This is a genomic window from Phenylobacterium sp., assembly GCF_025351295.1.
Classification (GTDB): Bacteria; Pseudomonadota; Alphaproteobacteria; order Caulobacterales; family Caulobacteraceae; genus Phenylobacterium.
In genome coordinates this window covers 16,877-38,500 of the sequence record NZ_JANXWD010000103.1, presented here as the reverse complement: position 1 = coordinate 38,500, position 21,624 = coordinate 16,877, and the positions used below count along the sequence as shown (strand labels likewise).

21 protein-coding genes and 1 pseudogene are annotated in these 21,624 nt (G+C 71.0%); 10 read left to right on the top strand and 12 right to left on the bottom strand.

Features of this window, described 5'->3' with window-relative positions:
* From Q0R13_RS14450 to Q0R13_RS14435, 4 genes are all read left to right on the top strand, one after another.
* On the top strand, positions 1-394 hold a 394-nt coding region (locus tag Q0R13_RS14450; RefSeq protein ID WP_293905097.1), incomplete at its 5' end, for an SPOR domain-containing protein.
* 206 nt (positions 395-600) lie between these two features.
* A complete protein-coding gene (locus tag Q0R13_RS14445) occupies positions 601-942 on the top strand; it encodes a hypothetical protein (protein ID WP_293905095.1) in 342 nt (113 codons plus the stop codon).
* On the top strand, positions 939-1,313 hold the full coding sequence (locus Q0R13_RS14440) for a hypothetical protein (protein WP_293905093.1): 375 nt from the start codon (positions 939-941) through the stop codon (positions 1,311-1,313). The genes Q0R13_RS14445 and Q0R13_RS14440 overlap by 4 nt, the downstream gene beginning before the upstream one ends.
* A gap of 145 nt (positions 1,314-1,458) precedes the next feature.
* On the top strand, positions 1,459-3,048 hold the full coding sequence (locus Q0R13_RS14435) for a hypothetical protein (RefSeq protein WP_293905091.1): 1,590 nt from the start codon (positions 1,459-1,461) through the stop codon (positions 3,046-3,048).
* 10 nt (positions 3,049-3,058) lie between these two features.
* On the opposite strand, the gene Q0R13_RS14430 is transcribed toward Q0R13_RS14435, so the two are convergent.
* Positions 3,059-4,309 (bottom strand): serine hydrolase domain-containing protein, encoded by a 1,251-nt coding sequence (locus Q0R13_RS14430; RefSeq protein WP_293905089.1) that lies wholly within the window; start codon positions 4,307-4,309, stop codon positions 3,059-3,061.
* Between the two features lie 187 nt (positions 4,310-4,496).
* Here Q0R13_RS14430 and Q0R13_RS14425 point away from each other — a divergent pair, with 187 nt between their 5' ends.
* A complete protein-coding gene (locus Q0R13_RS14425; RefSeq protein ID WP_293905087.1) occupies positions 4,497-5,801 on the top strand; it encodes a dicarboxylate/amino acid:cation symporter in 1,305 nt (434 codons plus the stop codon).
* A 200-nt stretch (positions 5,802-6,001) separates the two neighbouring features.
* Here the strand turns inward: Q0R13_RS14425 and Q0R13_RS14420 are convergent, their stop codons facing one another.
* Both Q0R13_RS14420 and Q0R13_RS14415 read right to left on the bottom strand, forming a co-directional pair.
* Positions 6,002-6,433 carry a response regulator gene (locus Q0R13_RS14420; RefSeq protein WP_293905085.1) on the bottom strand — a complete coding sequence of 144 codons (432 nt, stop codon included), beginning with the start codon at positions 6,431-6,433 and terminating at the stop codon, positions 6,002-6,004.
* 277 nt (positions 6,434-6,710) lie between these two features.
* A complete protein-coding gene (locus Q0R13_RS14415) occupies positions 6,711-8,168 on the bottom strand; it encodes an HWE histidine kinase domain-containing protein (RefSeq protein ID WP_293905083.1) in 1,458 nt (485 codons plus the stop codon).
* Between the two features lie 108 nt (positions 8,169-8,276).
* Here Q0R13_RS14415 and Q0R13_RS14410 point away from each other — a divergent pair.
* Together Q0R13_RS14410 and Q0R13_RS14405 are read left to right on the top strand one after the other, a co-directional pair.
* A pseudogene (locus Q0R13_RS14410) lies at positions 8,277-8,585 on the top strand (EthD domain-containing protein); the annotation flags it as partial.
* Positions 8,470-8,874: a transposase gene (locus Q0R13_RS14405; RefSeq protein WP_293905082.1), complete on the top strand. Its 405-nt coding sequence runs from the start codon at positions 8,470-8,472 to the stop codon at positions 8,872-8,874. The pseudogene Q0R13_RS14410 and the gene Q0R13_RS14405, both read left to right, overlap by 116 nt.
* 185 nt (positions 8,875-9,059) lie before the next feature.
* Here the strand turns inward: Q0R13_RS14405 and Q0R13_RS14400 are convergent, their stop codons facing one another.
* Positions 9,060-9,464 carry a hypothetical protein gene (locus Q0R13_RS14400; RefSeq protein ID WP_293905080.1) on the bottom strand — a complete coding sequence of 135 codons (405 nt, stop codon included), beginning with the start codon at positions 9,462-9,464 and terminating at the stop codon, positions 9,060-9,062.
* 156 nt (positions 9,465-9,620) lie between these two features.
* On the opposite strand from Q0R13_RS14400, the gene Q0R13_RS14395 reads away from it, so the two are divergent.
* The gene (locus Q0R13_RS14395) at positions 9,621-11,363 is read left to right on the top strand and encodes an ATP-binding protein (protein ID WP_293905078.1); all 1,743 of its coding nucleotides are present in this window, start codon (positions 9,621-9,623) and stop codon (positions 11,361-11,363) included.
* Here Q0R13_RS14395 and Q0R13_RS14390 read toward each other — a convergent pair.
* Positions 11,360-12,988, bottom strand: coding sequence for a M20/M25/M40 family metallo-hydrolase (locus Q0R13_RS14390; protein WP_293905076.1), 1,629 nt, complete (start codon positions 12,986-12,988; stop codon positions 11,360-11,362). The two genes, Q0R13_RS14395 and Q0R13_RS14390, sit on opposite strands and share 4 nt — an antisense overlap.
* A gap of 182 nt (positions 12,989-13,170) precedes the next feature.
* Between Q0R13_RS14390 and Q0R13_RS14385 the strand changes: the two genes are divergently transcribed.
* On the top strand, positions 13,171-13,599 hold the full coding sequence (locus tag Q0R13_RS14385) for a hypothetical protein (protein ID WP_293905074.1): 429 nt from the start codon (positions 13,171-13,173) through the stop codon (positions 13,597-13,599).
* Here the strand turns inward: Q0R13_RS14385 and copD are convergent.
* Genes copD through Q0R13_RS14365 form a run of 4 tightly spaced genes read right to left on the bottom strand, consistent with a single transcriptional unit; the run spans position 13,596 to position 16,487 of the window.
* The gene (gene copD / locus Q0R13_RS14380) at positions 13,596-14,483 is read right to left on the bottom strand and encodes a copper homeostasis membrane protein CopD (RefSeq protein ID WP_293905072.1); all 888 of its coding nucleotides are present in this window, start codon (positions 14,481-14,483) and stop codon (positions 13,596-13,598) included. The genes Q0R13_RS14385 and copD overlap by 4 nt on opposite strands.
* A 7-nt stretch (positions 14,484-14,490) precedes the next feature.
* A complete protein-coding gene (gene copC, locus Q0R13_RS14375) occupies positions 14,491-14,868 on the bottom strand; it encodes a copper homeostasis periplasmic binding protein CopC (RefSeq protein ID WP_293905070.1) in 378 nt (125 codons plus the stop codon).
* A gap of 57 nt (positions 14,869-14,925) precedes the next feature.
* Entirely contained in the window at positions 14,926-16,215 is a 1,290-nt protein-coding gene (locus Q0R13_RS14370) for a hypothetical protein (protein ID WP_293905068.1), read from the bottom strand.
* Positions 16,212-16,487 (bottom strand): metal-sensitive transcriptional regulator, encoded by a 276-nt coding sequence (locus Q0R13_RS14365; protein WP_293905066.1) that lies wholly within the window; start codon positions 16,485-16,487, stop codon positions 16,212-16,214. The genes Q0R13_RS14370 and Q0R13_RS14365 overlap by 4 nt, the downstream gene beginning before the upstream one ends.
* A 119-nt stretch (positions 16,488-16,606) precedes the next feature.
* Between Q0R13_RS14365 and Q0R13_RS14360 the strand changes: the two genes are divergently transcribed.
* Complete coding sequence (locus tag Q0R13_RS14360; RefSeq protein WP_293905065.1) at positions 16,607-18,808, top strand: copper-translocating P-type ATPase; 2,202 nt, start codon at positions 16,607-16,609, stop codon at positions 18,806-18,808.
* Positions 18,809-18,869: 61 nt separating this feature from the next.
* On the opposite strand, the gene Q0R13_RS14355 is transcribed toward Q0R13_RS14360, so the two are convergent.
* The 3 genes from Q0R13_RS14355 to Q0R13_RS14345 are packed head-to-tail and all read right to left on the bottom strand — an operon-like array spanning position 18,870 to position 21,558.
* Entirely contained in the window at positions 18,870-19,484 is a 615-nt protein-coding gene (locus tag Q0R13_RS14355; protein WP_293905064.1) for a DUF4142 domain-containing protein, read from the bottom strand.
* A gap of 38 nt (positions 19,485-19,522) precedes the next feature.
* Positions 19,523-20,494, bottom strand: coding sequence for a pepsin/retropepsin-like aspartic protease family protein (locus Q0R13_RS14350; RefSeq protein WP_293905063.1), 972 nt, complete (start codon positions 20,492-20,494; stop codon positions 19,523-19,525).
* Positions 20,491-21,558 carry a beta-N-acetylglucosaminidase domain-containing protein gene (locus tag Q0R13_RS14345; protein WP_293905061.1) on the bottom strand — a complete coding sequence of 356 codons (1,068 nt, stop codon included), beginning with the start codon at positions 21,556-21,558 and terminating at the stop codon, positions 20,491-20,493. The genes Q0R13_RS14350 and Q0R13_RS14345 overlap by 4 nt, the downstream gene beginning before the upstream one ends.
* Between the last annotated feature and the right edge of the window lie 66 nt (positions 21,559-21,624).

Below are 21,624 nucleotides of genomic sequence, written 5' to 3'. Positions count from 1 at the left end.
GCCGGCCGTTGCCGCGCCGCCGCCCAAGGTCTCGTCACCGCCGCCCAAGGCTTCGTCACCACAGCGCAAGGCTTCGCCCGCGCCAAGGAAGCCGACGCCGGTCGCGCCGCCCCCCGTTGCAACCGCGGCGCCGGCCGCCGCGCCAGCGTCAGGGCCGGCCGCGGGCCACACGGGCGGAACCAGCGTCCAGGTGGGGTCTTATCCCGACCGGGCCGCGGCCACGGCGGCGCTGGCGAAGCTGGCGGGCGGCCAGGCCCACACGCTCGAGGCGGCGACGGTGAGCGGCCGCACCTGGTACCGCGCGGTGGTCAGCGGGTTCGCCAGCGGCGAGGCCGCCGGGCGCTACTGTGAGGCGTTGAAGGCCAAGGGCGGCGTCTGTTTCGTGCGGCGTTGAGCGGTCCGCAACGCCGGGTTGCGGCGATCGGCCGCGGCGACCGTAGCCGACCTCCCGGCGGCGACGCCCTCCCGGTGCGGCCCCGCTCAGCGGCGGCCGTTGCCGCTGAGGCCGTGAAAACGCCACAGCGGCGCCGTTGACTCTGGGCTGTGGCCGAAGGTGAATGGCCAGGGATGACTATGCTCAGTGGTCTGCGACACGCTTTGATGAGCCCGGTGACGGGTCCGGTCGCCACGGCGATCGCCATGGCCCTGGCCGTCGCGCTGGGCGTGGCGTCGGCAGGCTGGGAGACCCGGCGCGCGCGCTACGAGGCGCGGATCGTGGAACTCAGCCAGGCCGCCGAGCGCAATCAGGTGTCGCTGCGGACCGAGCTGGCCTCGTGCCGTGCGGCGGGCGAGGCGCGCCAGTTGACCGCCGCGGAGTACGCCGCCAAGGGCCCGCCACCGGACGGCGCCAAGCGCCTGCTGGAGCAGCAGCCCGAGGGCATCGACGCCTGCGCGCGCATGGAAAGCGCCGACCGGGCGGTGCTGTCGAACCTCAAGCGATGAGCTCAGCCGCGGCTCGCGTGATGCTGCTGGCCGTGGGCGCCGCCCTGGCCTTGGGCGGCTGCCAGACGCTGCGGCGCCACAAACCCGTGCCGCCGGTGGCCGAGCCCGCGCCGCTGCCCCAGCCCGCGCCGCCCCCGCCCAGGGTGCTGGTGCTGCCCAGGCCCGCGCCGACGCCGACGGCCCCACCGCCGCCCAAGGCCTGCGTGCCCAGGACCCTGGCGCCACCGCCACGCTATCCGGACACCGACGCGGCGCTGCGCGCCTCGCCCGGCGCGGCCGACCGCTACCAGCTGATGGCCGCCGGCCGCATCCTGCGCGAGCAGCGGCTGGAGGACCTGGAACGGATCGTCGCCGCCTGCCGCGCGCCCTGAGGCGGAGGCAAAACCGCATGGACTGGCAGCCAGGAGGGCTGCAGGTCGCCGCAACCCTGAACGCCGCCTGACGTTACGGCTCCGGACGCCGTTCACCCGCCATCCGGCAGGGTGCGGCGACACGTGAACCGCAAGGCTGCGCCCCATGACCCGCTTTCCCCTGAAATCCCGGCTGTTCGCGGCCGGAGCCCTGGCTCTGGCCCTGGCGGCCTGCAACGACAAGGCCCAGGTCCAGAGTGCCGCTCCGGCTCCGGCCCCGATCCCGCTCGCGGCCCTGGAGACCGCGACGCCGCTGCCCGAGGCGCCGCCGGCTCCGGTGCGCCGCCAGGCGCCGCAGCAGGCGTACCGCTATGCCGAACGGGCCTACGGTGTGCAGCGGGCCGTGCATGGCGCGCGGCCTGACTATGGCTTCGCCTATGGGGACGAGGAGCCGCTGGCCTGGCAGACCGCCGACGACTGGTCGATGTATGCCGAGCCCTCGAACGGCGGATACCGCTATTACTACTACGAGCCGGGGGCCGATCGGCCTTACTTCGTGCGCGATCAGGACTACGGCTACGGCTACGACGCCGGCGGGGTGCTGGTGGCCGTGTTCGACTCCGGAGGCCGCTATGCCGACGACGAGGTGGTCCGGCGCATGGCCCCGATGGCCGGGCGCTACTATTCGCGCGGGCGTGACATGAGGAGCGCCGGCCTGCATGCCCGGCGCGTTCAGGTGGATGACCGCGCCTGGGCGATCCGGGCCCCGGTGGTCACCCGCAGCGCCCAGCCCTGGCTGGCCGCCGCACGCGACGACCGCGACTGGAGCCGCTGGCGCGAGGCCGACCGCGGCCAGGAACTGGACCGCTTCAACGCCGAGCAACAGCATCGCGCGGACCAGCAGCGGTCGCGGATCGCGCAGGATGCCCGCCAGCAGGACATCCGCCAACAGGACGCCAGCCAACAGGACATCCGCAATCAGGAGATCCGCAATCAAGACCTGCGCAATCAGGACCTGCGCAATCAGGATGCCCGCCAGCAGGATGTGGCGCGACAGAACCAGGCGCGCGCCGCCGACCAGGCGAGACTGAACGCACAGCGCGATGCGCAGCTGCTGGCGGAGCGCCGCCAGGCTGACCAGCAGGGCCTCCAGAAGACCGACGCCCGGGCCGCCCAGATCCGCGCCCAGCAGGCCGAGGTCGACCGCCTCCAGCAGGCTCAAGCGCTTGCGCAGCGGGACCAGCAGGCCCAGGCGCTCGCCCGTCGTGACCAGCAGACTCAGCGAGACCAGAAAGCCCAGCAGGCGCTCGCGCAACGGGACCAGCAGGTCCAGCGGGACCAGCAGGTCCAGCAGCAACAGAAAGCCCAGCAACAGGCCCAGGCGGCGGACGCCCGCGCGCACAAGGCGCAACAGGTGGAAGCTGAGCGCAAGCAACAGGCGCAGCAGGGCCAGGCGCGTGCAGCCGAGCTGCAGGCCCGCAACGCCGCGCGCGCACATGACGCCGAGGTCCGCGCCACCCAGGAACAGGCGCGCGCGACCGATCTGAGGGCCCGCGACGCCGCCAGAGCCCAGCAAGCCCAGGCTCGCGCCGCCCAGCAGCAGGCGCGCTCAGCCGAACAGCAGGCGCACGCGGCCTCGGCGCGGGAGCACGCCGTGAAGGCGGCCGAGAAGGCCGCGCCGTCTCCGGCCAAGGATCAACCCCCCGGCAAGGCGAAGGGCAAGGACCGCGAGCCGCCCCAGCAGCCACAGAACTAAGCCAGCGCCGTCACGCCTTGCGGTCGCTGAGGGCGGCGTAGACGGCGTTGGGCGAGATCGTCCGCACGTCGGGCGTGCCGCCGCCGGGGACCGAGCCGTTGAGGTTCTGGATCATGCCCACGAAGACGATGTCGTTGGTCGGATCGATCCAGAACCAGGTGCCGAACGCGCCGCCCCACCAGAAGCTGTCGATCCCCTGCGGCAGGCCGCTCTCGGCCGGCCGTTCGTGGACCGCGAAATCCAGGCCGAAGCCCAGCCCCTTCTGCACCGGGCCGTAGAGGTCGACGCCGACGCCCGGCTGCAGGACCGATTTGCGCATCAGCTTGACGGTCGCGGGCTTCAGCACCCGGGCGCCTTCCAGCTCACCGCCATTCAGCAGTGCCTGGCAGAACCGGTAGTAGTCGGGCGCCGTCGAAAAGAGGCCACCGGAGCCGGCCAGGAAGGCGGGCTTGGCGGTCTGCACCCGCTGTTCGCCGGCCGGGACGATCCTGCCGTCGGCATAGGTGTGGATGCGCACGGCCCGGGCGACCTTGGACGGGTCCACCCAGAACTGGGTGTCGGGCATCTTCAGCGGGCTGAGGATGTGGGCCTGCAGATAGTCGGCGAGGTCGTGGCCGGACAGTTTCTCGACGATGTAGCCCTGGATGTTGACGCAGGGCCCGTAGGACCAGTCCGTGCCCGGCTGGCTGTAGAGCGGCAGTTTGGCGAGCTTGTCGATCATGCCCTGCAGGTTGGTCGCGTTCAGCTTCTCGGGCTCGTAGTCGGCGTTGGTCCCGAAGCCGGCGGTGTGGCTCATCAGCTGGGCCATGGTCATCGGCCGGGCCTGGTCGACCAGCCCGCCGTCCTTGGTGCGGACCTTCAGGCCGGCGAACTCGGGGACGAACTTGGCGACGGGGTCGTCCAGCTTCCATTTGCCCTGTTCCCAGAGCTGCATCATCGCCACGCCGCAGATCGGCTTGGTCATCGAGGCGATGCGGAATATCGAACCGGCGGCCATCGGCGCAGCACCCGAGATGTCCTGCTTCCCGTAGGCGTCCAGGTTGACCACCTTGCCGTGGCGGGCCAGCAGGGTGACGACGCCGGCCAGCTTCTGGCTGTCCACCAGGGCATGCATCCTGGCGTTCAGGTCGGCGATGCCGGCGGCGGTGAAACCGGCCGAGGCCGGGGGCTGGACCGCGATCCTGGCCCAGGCGGGCAGGGCGGCCGCGGCGGCGGCCCCGGCGCCGGCGAACATCAGACCGCGGCGATCGAACATCTGCATTGGAAGCCTCCCCAGGCGGGTCCGTCCTGCGGACTCTCTCGGCGCCAGCATCCCCCGGCTCCGACATGGGGGCCAACGGTTTCGCGGGCGTTGCGGCGGCACGGTGTCGCCGGTCGCGATCTACGCTAGGCTGCGCCGGGCAGGACGACGGGGGAATCGCGTGGCGGGTACGGTGACGAGCGCAGGGTTGCCGACGCGTGGGCCCTGGTGGACACAGCTCTATCTGCAAGTCCTGACTGCGATCGTCCTGGGCGCCCTGATCGGCTATTTCGCGCCGCAGACCGGCCAGGCGCTGAAGCCGCTGGGCGACGCCTTCATCAAGCTGGTGAAGATGATCATCGCCCCGGTGATATTCCTGACCGTGGTGACCGGCATCGCCGGCATGCGCGACCTGGGCAAGGCCGGCGGGGTGGCGGTCAAGGCGTTCATCTATTTCTTCGTGGTCTCGACCTTCGCCCTGATCCTGGGCCTGACCGTGGCCAATGTGATCCATCCCGGGGCCGGGATGCACATCGACCCGGCCAGCCTGGACCCCACCAAGGTCAAGGAATTCACCGCCAAGGCGCACGACCTCACGCCCGTAGGCTTCCTGGTCGAGATCATTCCGACCTCGGTGGTGGGGGCGTTCCTGGATGGCAACATCCTGCAGGTGCTGTTCTTCTCGATCCCGTTCGGCATCGCCCTGGCGATGATCGGCGAGCGGGGCGCGCCGGCGCTGGCGGTGCTGGAGTCGCTGGGCCAGGCGGTGTTCCGGCTGGTGGCGATCTTCATGCGTGCCGCGCCGATCGGGGCCTTCGGGGCGTTCGCCTTCACGGTGGGCAAGTATGGGATCGGCTCCGTCGCCAGCCTGGCGGCCCTGGTGGCGACCTTCTACGGCACCTCGATCGTCTTCGTGCTGGGGGTGCTGGGGATCATCGGCTGGCTGAACGGCTTCTCGATCCTGAAGCTGATCCGCTACCTGAAGGCCGAGTTGCTGCTGGTGCTGGGCACGGCGTCGTCCGAGGCGGCGCTGCCCAGCCTGCTGGAGAAGCTGGAGCGGGCAGGGGCGGCCAAGTCGGTCGTGGGCCTGGTGGTGCCCACCGGCTACAGCTTCAATCTCGACGGCACCAACATCTACATGACGCTGGCGGCGCTGTTCATAGCCCAGGCCCTGGGGATCCAGCTGACCCTGCCGCAGCAGCTCCTGCTGCTGAGCGTGGCCATGGCCAGTTCCAAGGGCGCGGCGGGGGTCACGGGAGCTGGCTTCATTACGCTGGCGGCCACCCTGCAGGTGGTGGACACCGTTCCGGTGGCCGGGATGGCGCTGATCCTGGGCGTCGACCGGTTCATGAGCGAGTGCCGGGCGCTGACCAACTTCATGGGCAACGCGGTGGCGACCCTGGTGGTGTCCCGCTGGGAGGGCCAATTGGACCGCGTCGCCCTGGCCGCGGCGCTGAACGGCCAGCCGGGGCCAGCCCTGTTCCCGGTCGGGACCGAGGCCGACGCGAACTAGAGCCAATCGACATTGAGCCGGAGGCCGCCGCGTTCTCCTCACCCGCAGGGGGAGGGGGACCCTGCGCAGCATGGTGGAGGGGGCTTGCGGGATAGGTCTCGGCGGCGGCGGTCCCCCTCCACCCCCCTTCGGGCGGTCCCCCTCCCCCTACCGGTGAGGAGAAGCTAAGGCCGTCGGCGGCAGCTGAATGTCGATCCGTCCTAACCGGCGCGGCTGATGAGGGCGCCGGGAAACGCCACGGCGGTGAGCCGCTTGACCGAGGCCATCAGGCCGGACACCAGGATCGGCTTGGAGACGAAGTCGTTGAACCCCAGCGCGATATATTCGGCGGGCCGGCGGGAATAGACGTCGGCCGTGAGCGCGATGACCGGTACGGAGCGCTGCGGACCGGCGCTGGCGCGCAGCTCGGAAATCACCTCGACGCCGGTCATCCCGGGCATGTGGATGTCGAGCAGGACGATGTCGAAGCTTTCGACCGCCAGCCGGTCCAGGGCCTCGCGGCCGGAACAGGCCATCACCGCCTGGTGGCCAAAGGCGCCCAGGATCTCCTGCACGACGCGCAGGTTCATCGGATCGTCGTCGACGTGCAGGACCTTCAGGGGCCTGCCGTCCAATCCCGGGTTGTGCGACACGGGTTGGCTCCGGAGGGCGGCGCGGTGGAGTGCGCCCGATTACGGGTTGACCGTGCGCCCCGGGGTTTAAGGTATGAACAACAGAAATGCTGAATCCGCGTTAATCGCGGCCTGCGCGCAGGTTTCATCCGAGGCCCGGGCAGAGAAAGCGTCACCGGCCAAAGTCAGTTGTTCCGCAATCGCTTCATGGTTGCAAGGTTACGGCCATTAAGTAACAGCGGTATTCGCAGTCAATGCTTGGCGGGAGTCTGCCGAGGCCGCCGACGAATGCGGCCCCTTAGGCCAGTTCCAGCAGCGGCGTCGCTTCCAGGGGCGCGGTGATGCGGCAGACCAGGCCGTCGGGGGCGAAGTTCAGTTCGGCGGCGCCGGCGAGGTCGGCAGCCAGGCCCTGGGTCAGCAGCCGCGAGCCGAAGCCCGAGCTGGTGGGCGGCGCGACCCGCGGCCCGCCGCTCTCGCGCCATTCCAGCTCGAGCCGGGCCGCGCCGGCCGCCTGGTGGGCGCGCCAGGTCAGGGCGACCTTGCCGGCCTCGCCGCTGAGGGCGCCGTATTTGACCGCGTTGGTGGCCAGTTCGTGCAGGGCCATCGCCAGGGCCAGGGCGGCGCGCGAGCCCAGGCGCACCTCCGGCCCGGCGACGGCGATGCGACCCTCGCCGTGGGCCTCGAACGGCTTCAGCGCGCCGTCAACGATCTCGTGCAGGCCCGCGCCCTCCCAGTTCTCGCGGGTCAGGACGTCGTGGGCGGCGGAAAGCGCGACCAGGCGGTCGGTGAACAGCTCGACCGTCAGCTCCGGCGGCCGGCCATGGCGCAGGGTCTGGCGGGCGATCGACTGGACGGCCGCCAGGGTGTTCTTTACCCGGTGGTTCAGCTCGTTGATCAGGGTGGTGCGCCGTTCCTCTGCGCGCCGGCGGTCGTCGATGTCGATGGCGGCGCTGAGGGTCTTCAGCACGCGGCCGTCCGGGGTGCGCTCGAACACCACCGCGCGGTCCAGCACCCAGCGGAAGGCGCCGTCGCGGCGCAGGATGCGGAACTCCAACTCGCCCACCTCGCCGTCCGGACGCTGGGCCAGCTGCTCGATGCGGGCCATCACCTTGGGCAGGTCATCGGGGTGGACCAGCCGGCCACGCAGTTCCTCGGGGCGTTCGGCGATCTCGTCGGCGGTATAGCCCAGCACCTGGACGACCCGTCCGCCGAACCAGATCGGGCAGCCGATCTCGGTGTCGTAGATATAGATGACGCTGGGGACGACGGCGTTGATGTGGCCCAGACGGGCCTCGTTCTCGCGCACCGAGCGGTCCAGGGCCTGGGTTTCGGTGACGTCGTAGAGGCTGACGATGGCGCCGGTGATGCCCGTCGCGGTCGTGCCGCGCGGCATGATGTGCATGTGCATCTCGCGCAGTTCGCCGGACACATCGCGCAGACTGACGTCGCTCTCATGCGGAACACCCTGCAAGGCGGCGTCGAAGGGCGCCTGCATGACGGCGAGGAACTGCGGGGCGACGGCGTCCTGGCGACGCAGGCCCCAGGCCGGGGCAGGCTGGGTCAGCCAGCGCTGGAAGGCGGGATTGGCGTAGTCGATCACGCCCTCGGGGTTGATCGCCATAACGCCCCATGGCGCGTTCTGGGCCATGCGATAGAGGCTGATGCGATCGATCGGCGGCTTGGCGGCGAGCTGGGCTTCCAGGTCCGCCACGCGGGCGGCCAGGCGCTCATTCTCCGCCCTGAGCTTTTCGGACATGGTCCGGTGGCCCCCAAATCGCGCCCGCTTGCACCCTACGGTAGCGTGACCCTGCGGGGCTGGCGAGCGCCGTTCGCGTGCTAGGATCCGGATGGGAGGCCATCTGCCATGATCAAGCTTACGTTCTGCCTCGTCCGCCTGCCGCATCTGACCCGCGGGGCCTTCCAGGCCTGCTGGTTCGGGACCCATGCGCCGCTGGTGGCCAGCGTGGTGGAAACGCTGCGGATTCGTCGCTATGTCCAGTTGCACAGCCTGCCGGTGGACACCCATACGGGGCTTCGCGCCAGCCGCGAGGCCCCGGATGAGTTCGACGGCGTGGCCGAGCTCTGGTTCGACAGCCTGGAGGCGCTGGCCGAAAACGGCCGCCGCCCGGAGGCCCAGGCGGCGGCCGCATTGCTGCTCGAGGACGAACGGCGGTTCATCGAGCACCAAGGCCGAGAGCCGCAGCCTCGCCCGCGGCTACGACGAGACCGCCAAGGACGTCATGCACCAGAGGGCGAACCCCGCCCTCATGAAACAGCGGCGATGCCTGGCCGAACACCCCTTCGGCGTCATCAAACAGCGGATGGGCTATCCGCGGTTCCTGCTCCGCGGCCTCAAAAAGGCCAAGGCCGAGCTGGCCCTCGACGTCCTGACCTTCAATCTGCAGCGGGTCATCGCCATCATCGGGGCCACCCGCCTCATCGCCAAGCTCCGGGCCGCCTGATGGGCCCCCGCTCGCGCTGACCCTCAAACCCGCCGCACCGACTTCTCACACAGCCTGGAAGGCCGGGACCCACATCCGATATCTGAGACGCGGGTTGGCCGGGACCGGCGCGCCTTGAGCCCACATCTGAGCCCTTCTATCTGGATCCCGGCCTTCGCCAGGACGAGCGGGATGGGGCACGGACCCTAGCAGGGATAGCGGCGCTCGATGCTCACGTTGCGCTCGATATAGGGGTCCCAGACGCGCTCATGGCTGATGCAGATGCGCTCGGGCCGGGCGTAGTAGCCGTCGCCGTAGTAGTCGCCGCGATAGCTGTCGTAGCGCGGGTCGTAGCTGTAGCCGTTGCGGTAGGCATAGCCGCTGCTGGCGTAGCCGTGATTGCCGCCGCCCCGGCTTGACAGGGCCGCGCCCAGGGCCAGGCCCGCGATCCCGGCGATCCCGGCGATCGCCGCGGTGTTTCCGCCGCCGTGGTGACCGTGCCGATAATAGTCGCCGCGATCGTAGTCGCGGGCCTGTGCCGGGGCGGCGGCTGCGGCCAGGGCGCCGCCGAATGTCACGGCGGCGAGAACCGAGGTGATGATCTTGCGCATGGGGCCTCCTTGCATTGCGAACGTTATTAACGCGCAGCGCGCCTGAACCGTGCCTGAACGACGACGTCAGGCGGTCGCGCCCTCGAGATAACCGCGATTAACGGGATCGAAGGGTCGCCGCGCGCAAGCTGCCGGGGGGAAGAGGTGACTTGATCGATGCGTGGGGCTGCGCCGTTCGGCGAAGGGCTGGCGATCATGGCGGGCGACACGGCGCGCACGTTGGGGCCGCGCCTGTTGATCTCGGTGGCAGGGGCGCTGCTGCTGGGGGCGAACCTCGGCTGGCCGGCGGGCGTCGTCGCCTTCTCGGGCATGATGCTGATCGAGGCCTACAGCCTGTGGGTCAACCGCCCGCGCCCGGACAGCTGCGCGCTGGCCCTCCTGCGGCTGGCCGGCGTGATCGCCACCAGCCTCGTCTGGACCGCGATGGCGGTGGCCTACTGGCGGGCGGGCGGGCGCGCCGGCCAAGTGGTGGCCCTGGTGCAGCTCTGCTCGATGCTGATCGTGGCCCAGAACATGTCGTTCAAGTCGCTGGCCGCGGCGCTCGGCTTCGGGGTGCTCCCGGCGGTGACGCTGGTGACGCTCCCGGCGGTGCTGGGCGGGTTCGAAGGCGCGCAACTGGTGAATGTCTCGGTGAGCGTCGCCGTGGCGCTGCTCTACCTGGCCAACGACACCCGCGACAATGTCATGCACGCCCGCCAGCTGCGCGAGACGCGCCAGGCGCTGGAAGCCCAGACCGAGCGGGCCGAGGGCGCGAACGCCGCGAAGTCCGCCTTCCTGGCGATGATGAGCCATGAGCTGCGCACGCCGATGAACGGGGTGCTGGGCATGGCGCGGGCGCTGCACCAGTCGAAGCTGGGCGCGCGCCAGCGGCGGCAGGTGGATATGCTGGTCAGCTCGGGCGAGGGGCTGATGACCATCCTCAACGACCTGCTCGACCTGTCGAAGATCGAGGCGGGCAAGTTCGAGCTGGAACATGCGCCGTTCGACCTGCACACGCTCACCGAGCGCACGGTGGCGCTGTGGGCGGACACGGCGCGCGAGAAGGGCGTGGACCTCGACCTGGAGATCGCCGCCCAGGCGCCGCGCCATGTCGTCGGCGATCCGACTCGCCTGCGCCAGGTGCTGACCAATCTGGTCTCCAACGCGCTGAAGTTCACGGCGCAGGGCTCCGTGCGGGTGCGACTGACCAGCGTCGTGACCCTGGGCGACGCCTGCACGATCGAGTTCGCGGTCTGCGACACCGGCGTGGGCATGACGCCGGAACAGCAGGCCCGGGTGTTCGAGCCGTTTACCCAGGCCGACGCGGCGACCGCGCGCCAGTTCGGCGGGACCGGCCTGGGCCTGTCGATCTGCCGCCAGTTCGCCGCGCTGATGGGCGGGACGATCGAGGCCGAGAGTCAACCGGGCCTGGGCTCGACCTTCCGCTTCCGGCTGGAGCTGCCGCTCGCCGAAGCCCTGGCCGAAGCGCCGGCCGGCCCGGAGGTGTTCGACCTGTCGGGCCTGCGGGTACTGGTCGCCGATGACAACCCGATCAACCAGGCGGTGGCGCGGTCGATCGTCGAGGCGGTGGGCGGCGTGGTCACGGCGGTGGCCGACGGCGCCCAGGCGCTGGACGCCCTGCGCGCCGGGATCTTCGACGTGGTGCTGATGGACGTTCACATGCCGCGGATGGACGGGCCGGAAGCGATCCGCCGGATCCGGGCCGGCGAGGCCGGGCCAAGGGACCAGCCGGTCCTTGCCCTGACCGCCGACGCCATGCCGGGCTTCGACCGCGACCTGATCGCCAAGGGCTTCGACGCGGTGGCCACCAAGCCGATCGTGCCCCAGGCGCTGATCGAGGCGATCGTGGAGATCTGCGCGCGCCAGCGGTTGGCGCGGGACGAGGCGGCAGCGGCCTAGGGTCTCGCCCCGCGCTGGCCCGCGGTCTTCGCCCGGATCGGCTTGAACTCCGAACCTTCGTTCCAGTCGGGCCAGATGGTGGCGTTGGCGAGATCGCGGCCGGCTTCGAAGGCCAGGGTCACGTCGTCGGCGGCGCCCTGGTAGTTCTGGCTGGCGTCCCATCGGTCGCAGGTCTGGTGATAGCAGCGCGCGGTATAGGCCTCGACCCACCTGTCGCCGGCCTCGCGGCCGCCCTGGATCAGGTCGGCGCCGCCGCTCATGCCCATGAACAGCAGGGTCGGCACGCCGCGCTTGGCCACCGAGAAATGGTCGGCGCGGTAGAAGAGGGCGCGCTCGGGCCGGGGGTCCGGGGTGATCGTGCGGCCGTGGCGGGCGGCGGCGGCGGCGAGGCCGGCCTCCAGCTGGTTCTGGCCGGCGCCGACCAGGACCATGTCGCGGGCCGGCCCACCGACCTGCAGCACGTCGAAGGTGTAGTTGGCGACCATCCGGGCGAGGTCGGCCTGGTGGGCCTGGGCGTAGTATTCGCTGCCGAGCAGGCCACGCTCCTCGCCGGTCCAGGCGGCGAACAGGATCGTGCGGTCCGGCGACGGAACGGCCTTGAAGGCCCGGGCGACCTCCGTCACGGCGGCCACGCCCACCGCGTCGTCGACAGCGCCGGGGCGCATGACGGCCCCGTCGGCGCTGGCCGGGCCGAGGCCGTAGGCGTCCCAGTGGGCGGCGTAGAGGATGCTCTCGTCCGGGCGTTTGGCGCCGGGCAGTTTCGCCAGCACGTTCTGGCTCTTCAACTGGGTGAAACGGTTCTCGTAGTCGGCTGAGAACGTTGCGCCTTTCAGCTCCACGGGGTGGAAGTCGGCGCGGCGGGCGCGGACCTTCTCGGCCTCGAAATCCAGGCCGGCGGCCCTGAACAGCTCGACGGTGAGATCGCGCTGGATCCAGCCCTGGAGCAGCAGCTTCTCCTTCGCCGGGTCCTTGCGGACCACTTCGTAATTCTCGCCGTTCGAGGCCACGACCGTGTTCCAGCCATAGGCGGCCCCGGCGGTCTCGTGGACGATCAGCATGCCCAGCGCGCCGCGCCGCACGGCCTCCTCGTACTTGTAGACCCAGCGGCCGTAGAAGGTCGCGGCCCGACCGCCGAACCTGCCGGCGACCGGCTCGCCCGGCTGGGCCTCGAAGTCGGGATCGTTGATCAGGACGAGTGCGATCTTGCCCTTCAGGTCGACGCCCTTGAAGTCGTCCCAGCCGCGCTCCGGCGCGGTGACGCCATAGCCGACGAAGACGACCGGCGCCGCGCGGATCGCGACGCGTTCGATGGGCCGCAGGGTCTCGATGCGCAGGTCGGTCTGTTCGTGCAGGGCCTTGGCCTTGCCGCCGGCGCTTAAGGTGAAGGTCCCGCCCGGCTGGGTCTGGTAGCGCCAGAGCGGCACGGCCTGCGTCCACCCGCCGTCGTCGCCGGCCGGCTGCAGGCCCAGGGCCTTGAACTGGGCGACGATGAAATCGACGGCCCTGGCCTCGCCGGGTCCGCCCGGGGCGCGGCCGAAGTAGGGCTCCGAGGCCAGCTCGCGGGTGATGTCGGACAGGCGCTGGGCCGAGATTTCCTGGGCGACCACGGGGGCCAGGCTCGTCAAGGTTAGCGCAACGGTAACGGCTGGAAGGGCAAGCTTCATCGGGGTCCTATAGCCGCTAAGGACGCGGCAGATGAGTCCCGCGCCACCAAAAGGGCGCCCTGTGCGTTATCGATTGCGGTGTCGGAGGGTCTTGCAGCCGGGGCGCTGGAGGCCAAGATGGGGTTAGCAGGGCAGGACGGATCATGAGCGGAAACGACAAGGTGCTGGCCGCGGCCACGGCGGAACTCCGCCGCAATCCCCTGCCGATCGTGCTGATCGGCCTGGGCGCGCTCTGGCTGGCGAGCGAGCAGGTGCGGCCGAAGGGCGACGCCAAGCCGGCGGGCTATTTCGACATCTACGAGGGGTTCGATTCCGACGAGGACGGGCGCGCCAAACTGGCCGCGCGCATGTCGGCGGCGCGGGCCAAGCTGTCTGGGGCCATGGACGCGGCGCGGGACCAGGCCTCGGCCGTGGCGCGCGCGGTGCGGGCCTCGAGCTATCACCGTGCGATCCGCAAGAAGCTCGGCGCGGCGGTGGAGGTCGAGACCCTGGCGGCCGGCGCCATCGGCCTGGTCGTCGGCCTGGCGATCGGCGTCGGCCTGATGGTCGGTGCGCGGCGCGGGAAGCGCTAACCGCCCGCGTGCGCCGTGGGTGGGACCGTGCCCATCCAGCTGACGAGGGCCAGGACAGCGACCGCCAGCAGGGTTTCGAGACCGACCGACAGGGCGACGGCGCGCTTCGCCTGACCCGCGTCGCCTGTCGCCAGGGCGCGGTCGAGGGCGCTGCTGAGCCGGTAGCGGTTCGCGGCCGCCAGGGCCAGCATGAGCCCGAACACGGCCAGCTTCACCAGCAGCAGGCGGCCATAGGCGGCCTCAGCCAGATGGGCGACGCCGTTCAGGCCGACCAGGAACCAGCTGTTGATCGTCCCGGTCACCGCGATGACCGCCACGATGGCGATCCCGCGGCGGGAAAAGGCGCGCAGGCTGTCGGCGGCGAGCCGGACGTCGGGGCCCCGCAGCCGTTCGGCCAGCACGAACAGGGCGCCGATCCAGGCGGTGGCGGCCAGGGCGTGCAGGACGTCGGCGGTCAGGTGGAGCAGGCCCGGGAAACCGTCGTCGCTGGCTCCATGACCGGTCCAGGCGAAGGTCGCCGCGGCCGCGCAGCCCAGGAGGGCAAGGGTGCGCCAAGCGGGCTGCGCGCGCGACCTCAGCGTCAGCAGGCCCGCGGCGGTCAGGAGCGCCAGCCGCAGCAGGGCGGCGCGGCCGAAGCCGGTCTCGGTGGCCAACGACCACACCCGCGCCACGTCGAACGCATCGGACGGCGCGTCACCGATCTGGCCCATCTGGGCCATCAGCCAGGCCACGACGCCCAGCGCACCCGCCGCGGCGGCCCCGCGCACGAGGCGCAGCGTCGGGCCCGGCCGGCGCGCATCGCCGATGACAAACAGCGAGCCGCCGCCGACCGCGGCCACGGCCAGGTACTGCAGCAGGCGCGCGAGGACGGCTGCGGCCTCCACGGGGCGGCTACTTCACGGTGAAGTTGTAGTCGCCGCTGGACTTGTGCCCGTCGACCGACAGGGCGTGCCACATCACCATATAGGCGCCGGGGGCCAGGGCAGCCTTGGGCGTGGCGTCGATGGCCGCGCCGATCGCCTTGGAGGCCACCGGCACCGGGGTCCCCGAGGCCTTCATCAGCTCGACGCCGGAGAACTTGGGTTCCAGCTTTTCGCTGAACTCGAGGTGCAGGACGGCGGGCGCCGAGATGACCGCGTTCTCGGCCGGGTTGGCTTTGAGGATGTGGGCATGGGCGAGCGCGCCCGAGGCGACGAACAGCAGCGGCGCGGCGAGGGCGGCAGCCCTGAGGGTGTTGGACAGGTGGGCTTTGGACAGGCGGGATGTCATGCAGGTCTCCTTCAGGGGTGTCTGGCGACTTGACGCTGAACGGCGGGTGAAGCCGGGCTATTGCAGCTTGAGACGGACGAAGGCCATGGCGCCGTGCGGGTCGCCGCCGCCGTAGCCGGCCTCCAGGCCATCGGGGACATGGTTCAGCGAATAGAGGCCGCCGATGCCGAAGGCGAGGTGTTCGCTCAGCGCGAAGTCGCGGATGGCGCCGACCGATAGCTTGGCGACGCTATAGATCGGGCCACGGTGGCCGCCCAGCGTGGTGAGTTCGTCGTTCTGTGTCCGCTCGGCGCGGGCGAAGATCGTCCAGTCGGCGTTGGGCTTCAGGGCGCTCTCCAGGGCGAAGGCATCCAGGTGCGGGCCGTGGGTCGCCGTGCGCCGGCCCCAGGCGGCGGTGGTGGACCAGTAGCCGAAGTCGCCGACCCGGCGAGTGTAGATGGCGCTGGCCGACCAGCGGTCCTGATTGTCCTGCGGCTCCAGCTGTTCGGGGCTGTGCTGGTGGGCCCAGGAGGTCTGCAGGGAGAGCTCGTAGGTTGGGTTCCACGACAGGCGGATGGCGGTGGAATCCAGCTTGGGGCTGTCGAAGTTCCAGCGGTGCTGGTCGGGTTCGCGGCCCTTGAAGCGCGAGGCCTCCAGCTTCCAGTCGCCCAGGATGTAGCCGGCGGTGATGACGCCGAACGTGATGTGGGTGGAGTCCAGCCAGTGGTGGCTGATCGGCGCCTCGGGGCTGTCCAGGATCGACAAGCGGTGCATGAAGGCCGGCGGCCCGAAGGCGGGCTCGCCGGGCATCCCGATATAGACGAAGGCGCCGCCCGGTCCGACCGGCCGGTCGTAACGCGCCGACAGCTCCATGAAGAGGTCGTGCGGGTGCTGGCGGTCGATCAGGGGCTTCACCCCATCGGCGGTCTCGCCAGAGGCCAGCAGCAGGGGGTAGCCGCGCTTGCCCATCAGCGGGTCTGGGCTGAGCATGGCGCGGAGTTGCAGCTTGCCGGCGTCGCCCACCTGGCGCGTGGCCATGGTCATCACCATGCCGGAGACGAAGGACCGGTCGTCGCCGCGCGGGCCCGACTGGGTATCGTAGACCAGGTTCAGGGTGGCGTGGGTCATCACCATCCAGGGACCGAGCGCGCTGTGCAGGCCCTCATGCCGCGAGGCGTCGGGCTGCCAGGATGTCCCCGAGGCGTCGCGCGTACTCATCGTCGACATGCCCTGGTGTTCGCCGCCCATCTCGGCGGGCGACATATGCGACATGTCGTGGGCTGGCGGCGGCGGCGGATCGGTTTCCTGGGCGAGGGCGGGCGCGGCGGCGGCCAGAGCAGCGGCCAGGGCGAACGCGGACGACTTCATCGGGCGGCGCGTTCCAGCAGCAGGATCAGTTCGGCGGCCTTCCGGCGCTGCTCGTCCTTGTCGCCGGAGACGATGGCCCCCTCCACGCAGTGGCCCAGATGGTCGCGCAGCATCTCGGTCTCGACCTTGGCCAGGGCGGCGCGGACCGCCTGCAGCTGGGTGAGCACGTCGATGCAGTAGCGACCCTCCTCGACCATGCGAGCGATGCCGCGCACCTGTCCCTCGACGCGGTTCAGGCGGTTGAGCAGGCGGGGCTTGTTGTCGCGGTCCATGGGGCCTCCAGTCGGGTGGCTTATATACCCGGCTGGGGTAATGGCGCAATATGCCCTAAGGGGGTATATCCGATAGCGGCGCAGATGCCCTGCCAGGGTATCGGGCGCGGGAGCCGACGATGGCCGAGCCACACGCACACCATCACCACGCTCACGGCGCCGTGGCGTCGACGGACCCGGTTGCCGGGCCGACCAACCCGCCACCGCGAGGTGCGATCTACACCTGTCCCATGCATCCCCAGATCCGCCGGCCCGGCCCGGGAAGCTGTCCGATCTGCGGCATGGCCCTGGAGCCGGAAATGGCGACCGCCGAGGCGGGGCCGAACCCCGAACTCGCCGACATGACGCGCAGGTTCCGGATCGGGCTGGTCCTGGCCGCGCCGGTCTTCGCCCTGGAGATGGGCGGACATGTCGTCGACCTGCACCGCCTGATCATGCCGGCAGCCTCGAACTGGATCCAGTTCGCGCTGTCGACGCCGGTGGTGTTGTGGGCCGGGGCGCCGTTCTTCGCCCGTGGCTGGACCTCGCTCAGGACCCGCAACCTCAACATGTTCACCCTGATCGCCATGGGCGTGGGCGTGGCCTGGCTATACAGCGTCGCGGGCGTGCTAGCGCCGGGGGCGTTCCCCGCTGCCTTGCGCAGCCACGATGGCGCCCTGCCGGTCTATTTCGAAGCCGCCGCGGTGATCACGGTCCTGGCGCTGCTGGGCCAGGTGCTGGAACTGCGAGCCCGAGAGCAGACGTCGGGGGCCATCCGGGCGCTGCTGGACCTGGCGCCCAAGACCGCGCTGCGGGTGCGTGACGATGGCGCGGACGAGGAGGTCGGGCTCGACGTGGTGATGGTCGGCGACCGGCTACGGGTGCGCCCTGGCGAGAAGATTCCGGTGGATGGGCGACTGATCGAGGGCCGGGTATCGATCGACGAATCCATGGTGACGGGCGAGTCCATGCCGGTGACCAAGGCGGTGGGCGACCCGGTGGTCGGCGGCTCGATCAACAAGACCGGGTCCTTCGTCATGCGGGCCGAGAAGGTCGGCGCCGACACCCTGCTGGCCCAGATCGTGAAGATGGTGGCCCATGCCCAGCGCAGCCGCGCCCCGATCCAGCGGATGGCGGACCGGGTGTCCGGCTGGTTCGTGCCGGCCGTGATGGCAGCGGCCCTGCTAACCTTCACCGCCTGGATGATCGTCGGGCCAGAGCCGCGGTTCGCCTATGCTCTGGTGGCGGCGGTCTCGGTGCTGATCATCGCCTGCCCCTGCGCCCTGGGCCTGGCGACGCCTATGTCGATCATGGTGGGTGTCGGCCGCGGCGCCCGCGCCGGGGTGCTGATCCGGAACGCCGAAGCCCTGGAGCGTTTCGAGAAGATCGACACCCTGGTGGTCGACAAGACCGGGACCCTGACCGAGGGACATCCGGCGGTGACCCAGATCCAGACCGTCCAGGGCCAGGACGAAGGCGAACTGCTGCGACTGGCCGCCAGCCTGGAGCGGGGCAGCGAGCATCCCTTGGCCGACGCCATCGTGCGGGCGGCGGCGGCCCGCGGTCTGGCCCTTGCCGAGCCCTCCGCCTTCGATTCCCCGGTCGGCAAGGGCGTCATGGGCGTGGTGGATGGCCGCAAGCTGCTGATAGGTTCGGGCCGCTTCCTGGCGGAACATGGCGTGGACACCTCGGCCCTGGATGCCGGGGCCGAAGCGTTGCGGACGGAGGGCGCCACGGCGATCTTCGCCGCGATCGATGGCCGGGCGGCGGGGGTGTTCGCCATCGCCGACCCGGTCAAGGCGACCACCGCCGACGCGGTCCGAGCGCTGAAATCGCAAGGCGTTCGGGTGGTCATGATGACCGGCGATAACCGCACGACGGCGCTGGCGGTCGCGCGCCGGCTGGGCATCGACGAGGTGGAGGCGGAGGTCTCGCCGCTGCACAAGGCCACGGTGGTCGAGCGTCTGCGACACGAGGGTCATAGCGTCGCCATGGCTGGCGACGGCGTGAACGACGCCCCGGCGCTGGCCGCCGCCGAGGTCGGTGTCGCGATGGGGGCCGGCGCCGACGTGGCTGTGGAGAGCGCCGGGGTCACCCTGCTGTCGGGCGACCTGCAGGGGATCGTCAAGGCGCGCCGGCTCTCGCGGGCGGTGATGGGCAATATCCGCCAGAACCTGGTCTTCGCCTTCGCCTACAATCTGGCCGGCATCCCCTTGGCGGCGGGCGTGCTGTACCCGTCGTTTGGCCTGCTGCTGTCGCCCCAGGTCGCCGCCATGGCGATGGCGCTCTCGTCGGTCAGTGTGATCGGCAACGCCCTGCGGCTGCGAGGCGCTCGGCTGTAGGCCGTAGCGCTACCTCTCCCGCCATGCGGCCGGAGAGGTAGTGGCCACGATCGGGCGAAGCTTACTTGGGCGCGGCGGCCTGCAGCGCGTGAATCTTGTCCAGGTGGGCCTGGACCTTGGGGATCGCGCCGGTGGCGACCGCCTTCAGGCCGGCGTCGTCGCCGCCGTCGGCATAGCCCTTGAGCAGGGTCAGGGTCTCCTGGTGGGCGGCCTCCTGCTGGCTGAGATAGGCGGCGTCGAAGTCGGCCGGTTTGGCGGCGTTGAGGTTGTCGATCATCCCCTTGCGGCGTTCGTCCAGTTCGGTGGGCACGGGTTTGCCGGACGCCTTCACGGCCGGTTCGGCCGCCTTGCTCATCGCCGTGTGGTCGGTGACCATCATCTTGGCGAAGGCCTTCACGCCCGGGGACTGAGCCTTCTTCCCGGCGATCTGGCCGGCCTGGACCTCGTACAGGCCGCCGGTCACCAGGCCGGTGACGAAGCCGTCGGTCGAGTTGGTGGCGGCGGTGGTGGCGGCCGAGACCGCGCCGACCGCGGCGCCGGTGGCGTCCTGGGCGGCGTTGACGGCGGCCTTGCTGGTTCCGGCGTCCGCGGCGACCGGGGCCTCGGCCTTCTTCTGGCAGGCGGCGAGCGAGAGGGCGGCCACGGCCACGGCCGCGAGCAGGACAGTCGATTTCATCAAGGTCTCCTGGAAAATTCCAGGCGGCAAACGGTCGGTCAGGGCCTTGGTTCCGGCCGCAGCCCGACGACCAGCAACGGGGCGGGAACCAGGTAGAGGCGCTGGCCCGCCAGATCGAGGGCCATGCGGAACTGGCGAAGCAGCCCGGTGCCCAGCAGGCCGGAAGGCGCGGGGGCATTGGCGGCGGGGGCATAGACCTGAACGCCGACGTCGTGCAGCGCGAGGCCGCCGATCCGCACCACCTGCGCCACCGCCAGCCGCTCCGGGCTGAGACCGCCCAGGCTGACCGAGTGCCCCTCGGACACCTGACGGCCGGGGGCCAGCAGGCCGGCCTGCCGGGCGGCGGCGTTGGAGAGCGCCAGCAGCCCGGTGGCCCCGGTGTCCAGCAGGACGTCGACGGCCGGCGCGGCCTCGACCTGGACCGGGATCATCGGCCCGCCGCCGGTGATCCGCAGCGGGACCGCGATGGCGTCGCGCGGCGGGCGGTAAGCGCCGGACGCGAGGAAGCGGGCGCGGCCCAGCGGGAAGTCGGCTTCCACGACAACATGGCTGAGCACGTCGCGACCGATCAGCACCTGGAAGTCGCGACCGCTGGCCTCGGCGATGGCGGCCAGGTCGAGGGCGGCGGCGCGCAGCCCGGGGATGGCCAGGCCGGGAACCCCCAGGTCGAGCCGGACGGTGTGCGTCAGGCTAGGCCGGCCGCTGACCCCGTAGGCCAGCATCGGCGCGGCCACGATGCGGGGCAGGGGGAGACGGGTCGCCAGGCCGGCGTCGATGGCGGTGAACTGGGCCCCGGAATCGACCACGGCGCGGACCGCAGCGCCGTTCACGGTGACCGGGATCTCGATCAGGCCGGCGCGGTCGGGCAGGCGCTGCCAGGGCGTGTCGCGGCCGTTGGCGAAGGCGAGCCGGGGCGGCGGCCAGGGCAGGCGGTCGCGCACCAGCCACAGCCCCGCCCCGCCGGCGGCGAGCAGGGCGGCGCGGGAAATGAGGGCGCGGCGCGAGATCACTGGGTCTGCATGTCGTCCGCGCGGCCCGTGAAGGCGCCGTCGAGCCAAGCGATGATCTCGCGCGCCGCCGGATGGTCGAAGGCGGCGAAGCGGTCGCGGAGCCTAGCTTTGCGCGCGGCGTCCATGCCCTCGAGTCCGGCGTCCTCCAGCAGCAGCAGGCTCCGCTCGACCGCCTCGGCCAGGTCCGCGCCGAGCACGGCGCGGGCGGCGCCGCGGAAGGCGGCGAGGTACTGGTAGGCCGGCCCTTGCGCATAACTCTCCGCCAGGGTCAGGGCCGGGATGCGGGACAGCACCGCCTGGGAGGCCGGGTTCACGGCATGGGCAGCGATGTGCGGGCCGATCGTCGCCGGCCGGCCGGTGAAGGCGCGAAGGTGCAGGTAGGGGCTAATCCGCGGGCCGTCATTGACCGGATAGTTGTCCCAGAGGAACGGCTTGCGCCGCATCTGGTCGGCGACCCGGGCGAGGTGTCCGGGGGAGAACTCGCGGGCGCAGACCTCCTCGCCGGTCCACATCAGCTGGACGGCCGGGTCGAGGGCGCGGCCCAGGTCTTCGAGATAGCCGGCCGGACGCTGGCCGAAGACCCGGTCCAGCACCGGGTCGTCGCTGTAGTAGCTGGGGCAGGCGATGACCCGGCTGGCGGTCGTGCGCCCGGCGATCCAGTGGATGATCTCGACCTGGCGGGCGGCCAGGTCGGGCAGGTCGCCCTTCATGTCGTCGAAGAACACGCCGAGGTCGTCGAGGCCCAGGGCGTCGAGTTGGGCGAGCTTGGCGGCCAGCGCCGCCTTGGCCGGCGCGTCGAAGGCCAGGAACAGCTCATAGGGACTGAGGCCCACCCCGAACCGGACACCCGTGGTGCGGCAGGCCAGCGAGAAGGCGGCGAGCGCCTCGAGTTCGGGCTCGGGGTAGGGCTCGCGCCAGCGTCGGCGCAGGTAGCCGTCGGCCTTGGGGCCGTAGAGGTAGAAGCGATAGCCGGCGGGGCGCAGCGCCGCGACCATGTCGGCCCGCTCATCCCAGCCATAGGGGCGGCCGAAGAAGCCCTCGATGATCCCCAGTTCAACGTCCATGATCCTGCATAACCGGACGGGTTGCGAGAACGATGTAAATTTGTAAGCTCGCCGCCGCAAAACGAG

Coding starts and splice junctions, on each gene's coding strand:
- Q0R13_RS14360 (WP_293905065.1), top strand. CDS start 16,607: ATGGCCGAGCCACACGCACACCATCACCACGCTCACGGCGCCGTGGCG.
- Q0R13_RS14405 (WP_293905082.1), top strand. CDS start 8,470: ATGAGTTCGACGGCGTGGCCGAGCTCTGGTTCGACAGCCTGGAGGCGC.
- Q0R13_RS14435 (WP_293905091.1), top strand. CDS start 1,459: ATGACCCGCTTTCCCCTGAAATCCCGGCTGTTCGCGGCCGGAGCCCTG.
- Q0R13_RS14445 (WP_293905095.1), top strand. CDS start 601: ATGAGCCCGGTGACGGGTCCGGTCGCCACGGCGATCGCCATGGCCCTG.
- Q0R13_RS14385 (WP_293905074.1), top strand. CDS start 13,171: ATGAGCGGAAACGACAAGGTGCTGGCCGCGGCCACGGCGGAACTCCGC.
- Q0R13_RS14365 (WP_293905066.1), bottom strand. CDS start 16,487: ATGGACCGCGACAACAAGCCCCGCCTGCTCAACCGCCTGAACCGCGTC.
- copC (WP_293905070.1), bottom strand. CDS start 14,868: ATGACATCCCGCCTGTCCAAAGCCCACCTGTCCAACACCCTCAGGGCT.
- Q0R13_RS14395 (WP_293905078.1), top strand. CDS start 9,621: ATGCGTGGGGCTGCGCCGTTCGGCGAAGGGCTGGCGATCATGGCGGGC.
- Q0R13_RS14415 (WP_293905083.1), bottom strand. CDS start 8,168: ATGTCCGAAAAGCTCAGGGCGGAGAATGAGCGCCTGGCCGCCCGCGTG.
- Q0R13_RS14355 (WP_293905064.1), bottom strand. CDS start 19,484: ATGAAATCGACTGTCCTGCTCGCGGCCGTGGCCGTGGCCGCCCTCTCG.
- Q0R13_RS14370 (WP_293905068.1), bottom strand. CDS start 16,215: ATGAAGTCGTCCGCGTTCGCCCTGGCCGCTGCTCTGGCCGCCGCCGCG.
- Q0R13_RS14430 (WP_293905089.1), bottom strand. CDS start 4,309: ATGCAGATGTTCGATCGCCGCGGTCTGATGTTCGCCGGCGCCGGGGCC.
- Q0R13_RS14400 (WP_293905080.1), bottom strand. CDS start 9,464: ATGCGCAAGATCATCACCTCGGTTCTCGCCGCCGTGACATTCGGCGGC.
- Q0R13_RS14440 (WP_293905093.1), top strand. CDS start 939: ATGAGCTCAGCCGCGGCTCGCGTGATGCTGCTGGCCGTGGGCGCCGCC.
- Q0R13_RS14345 (WP_293905061.1), bottom strand. CDS start 21,558: ATGGACGTTGAACTGGGGATCATCGAGGGCTTCTTCGGCCGCCCCTAT.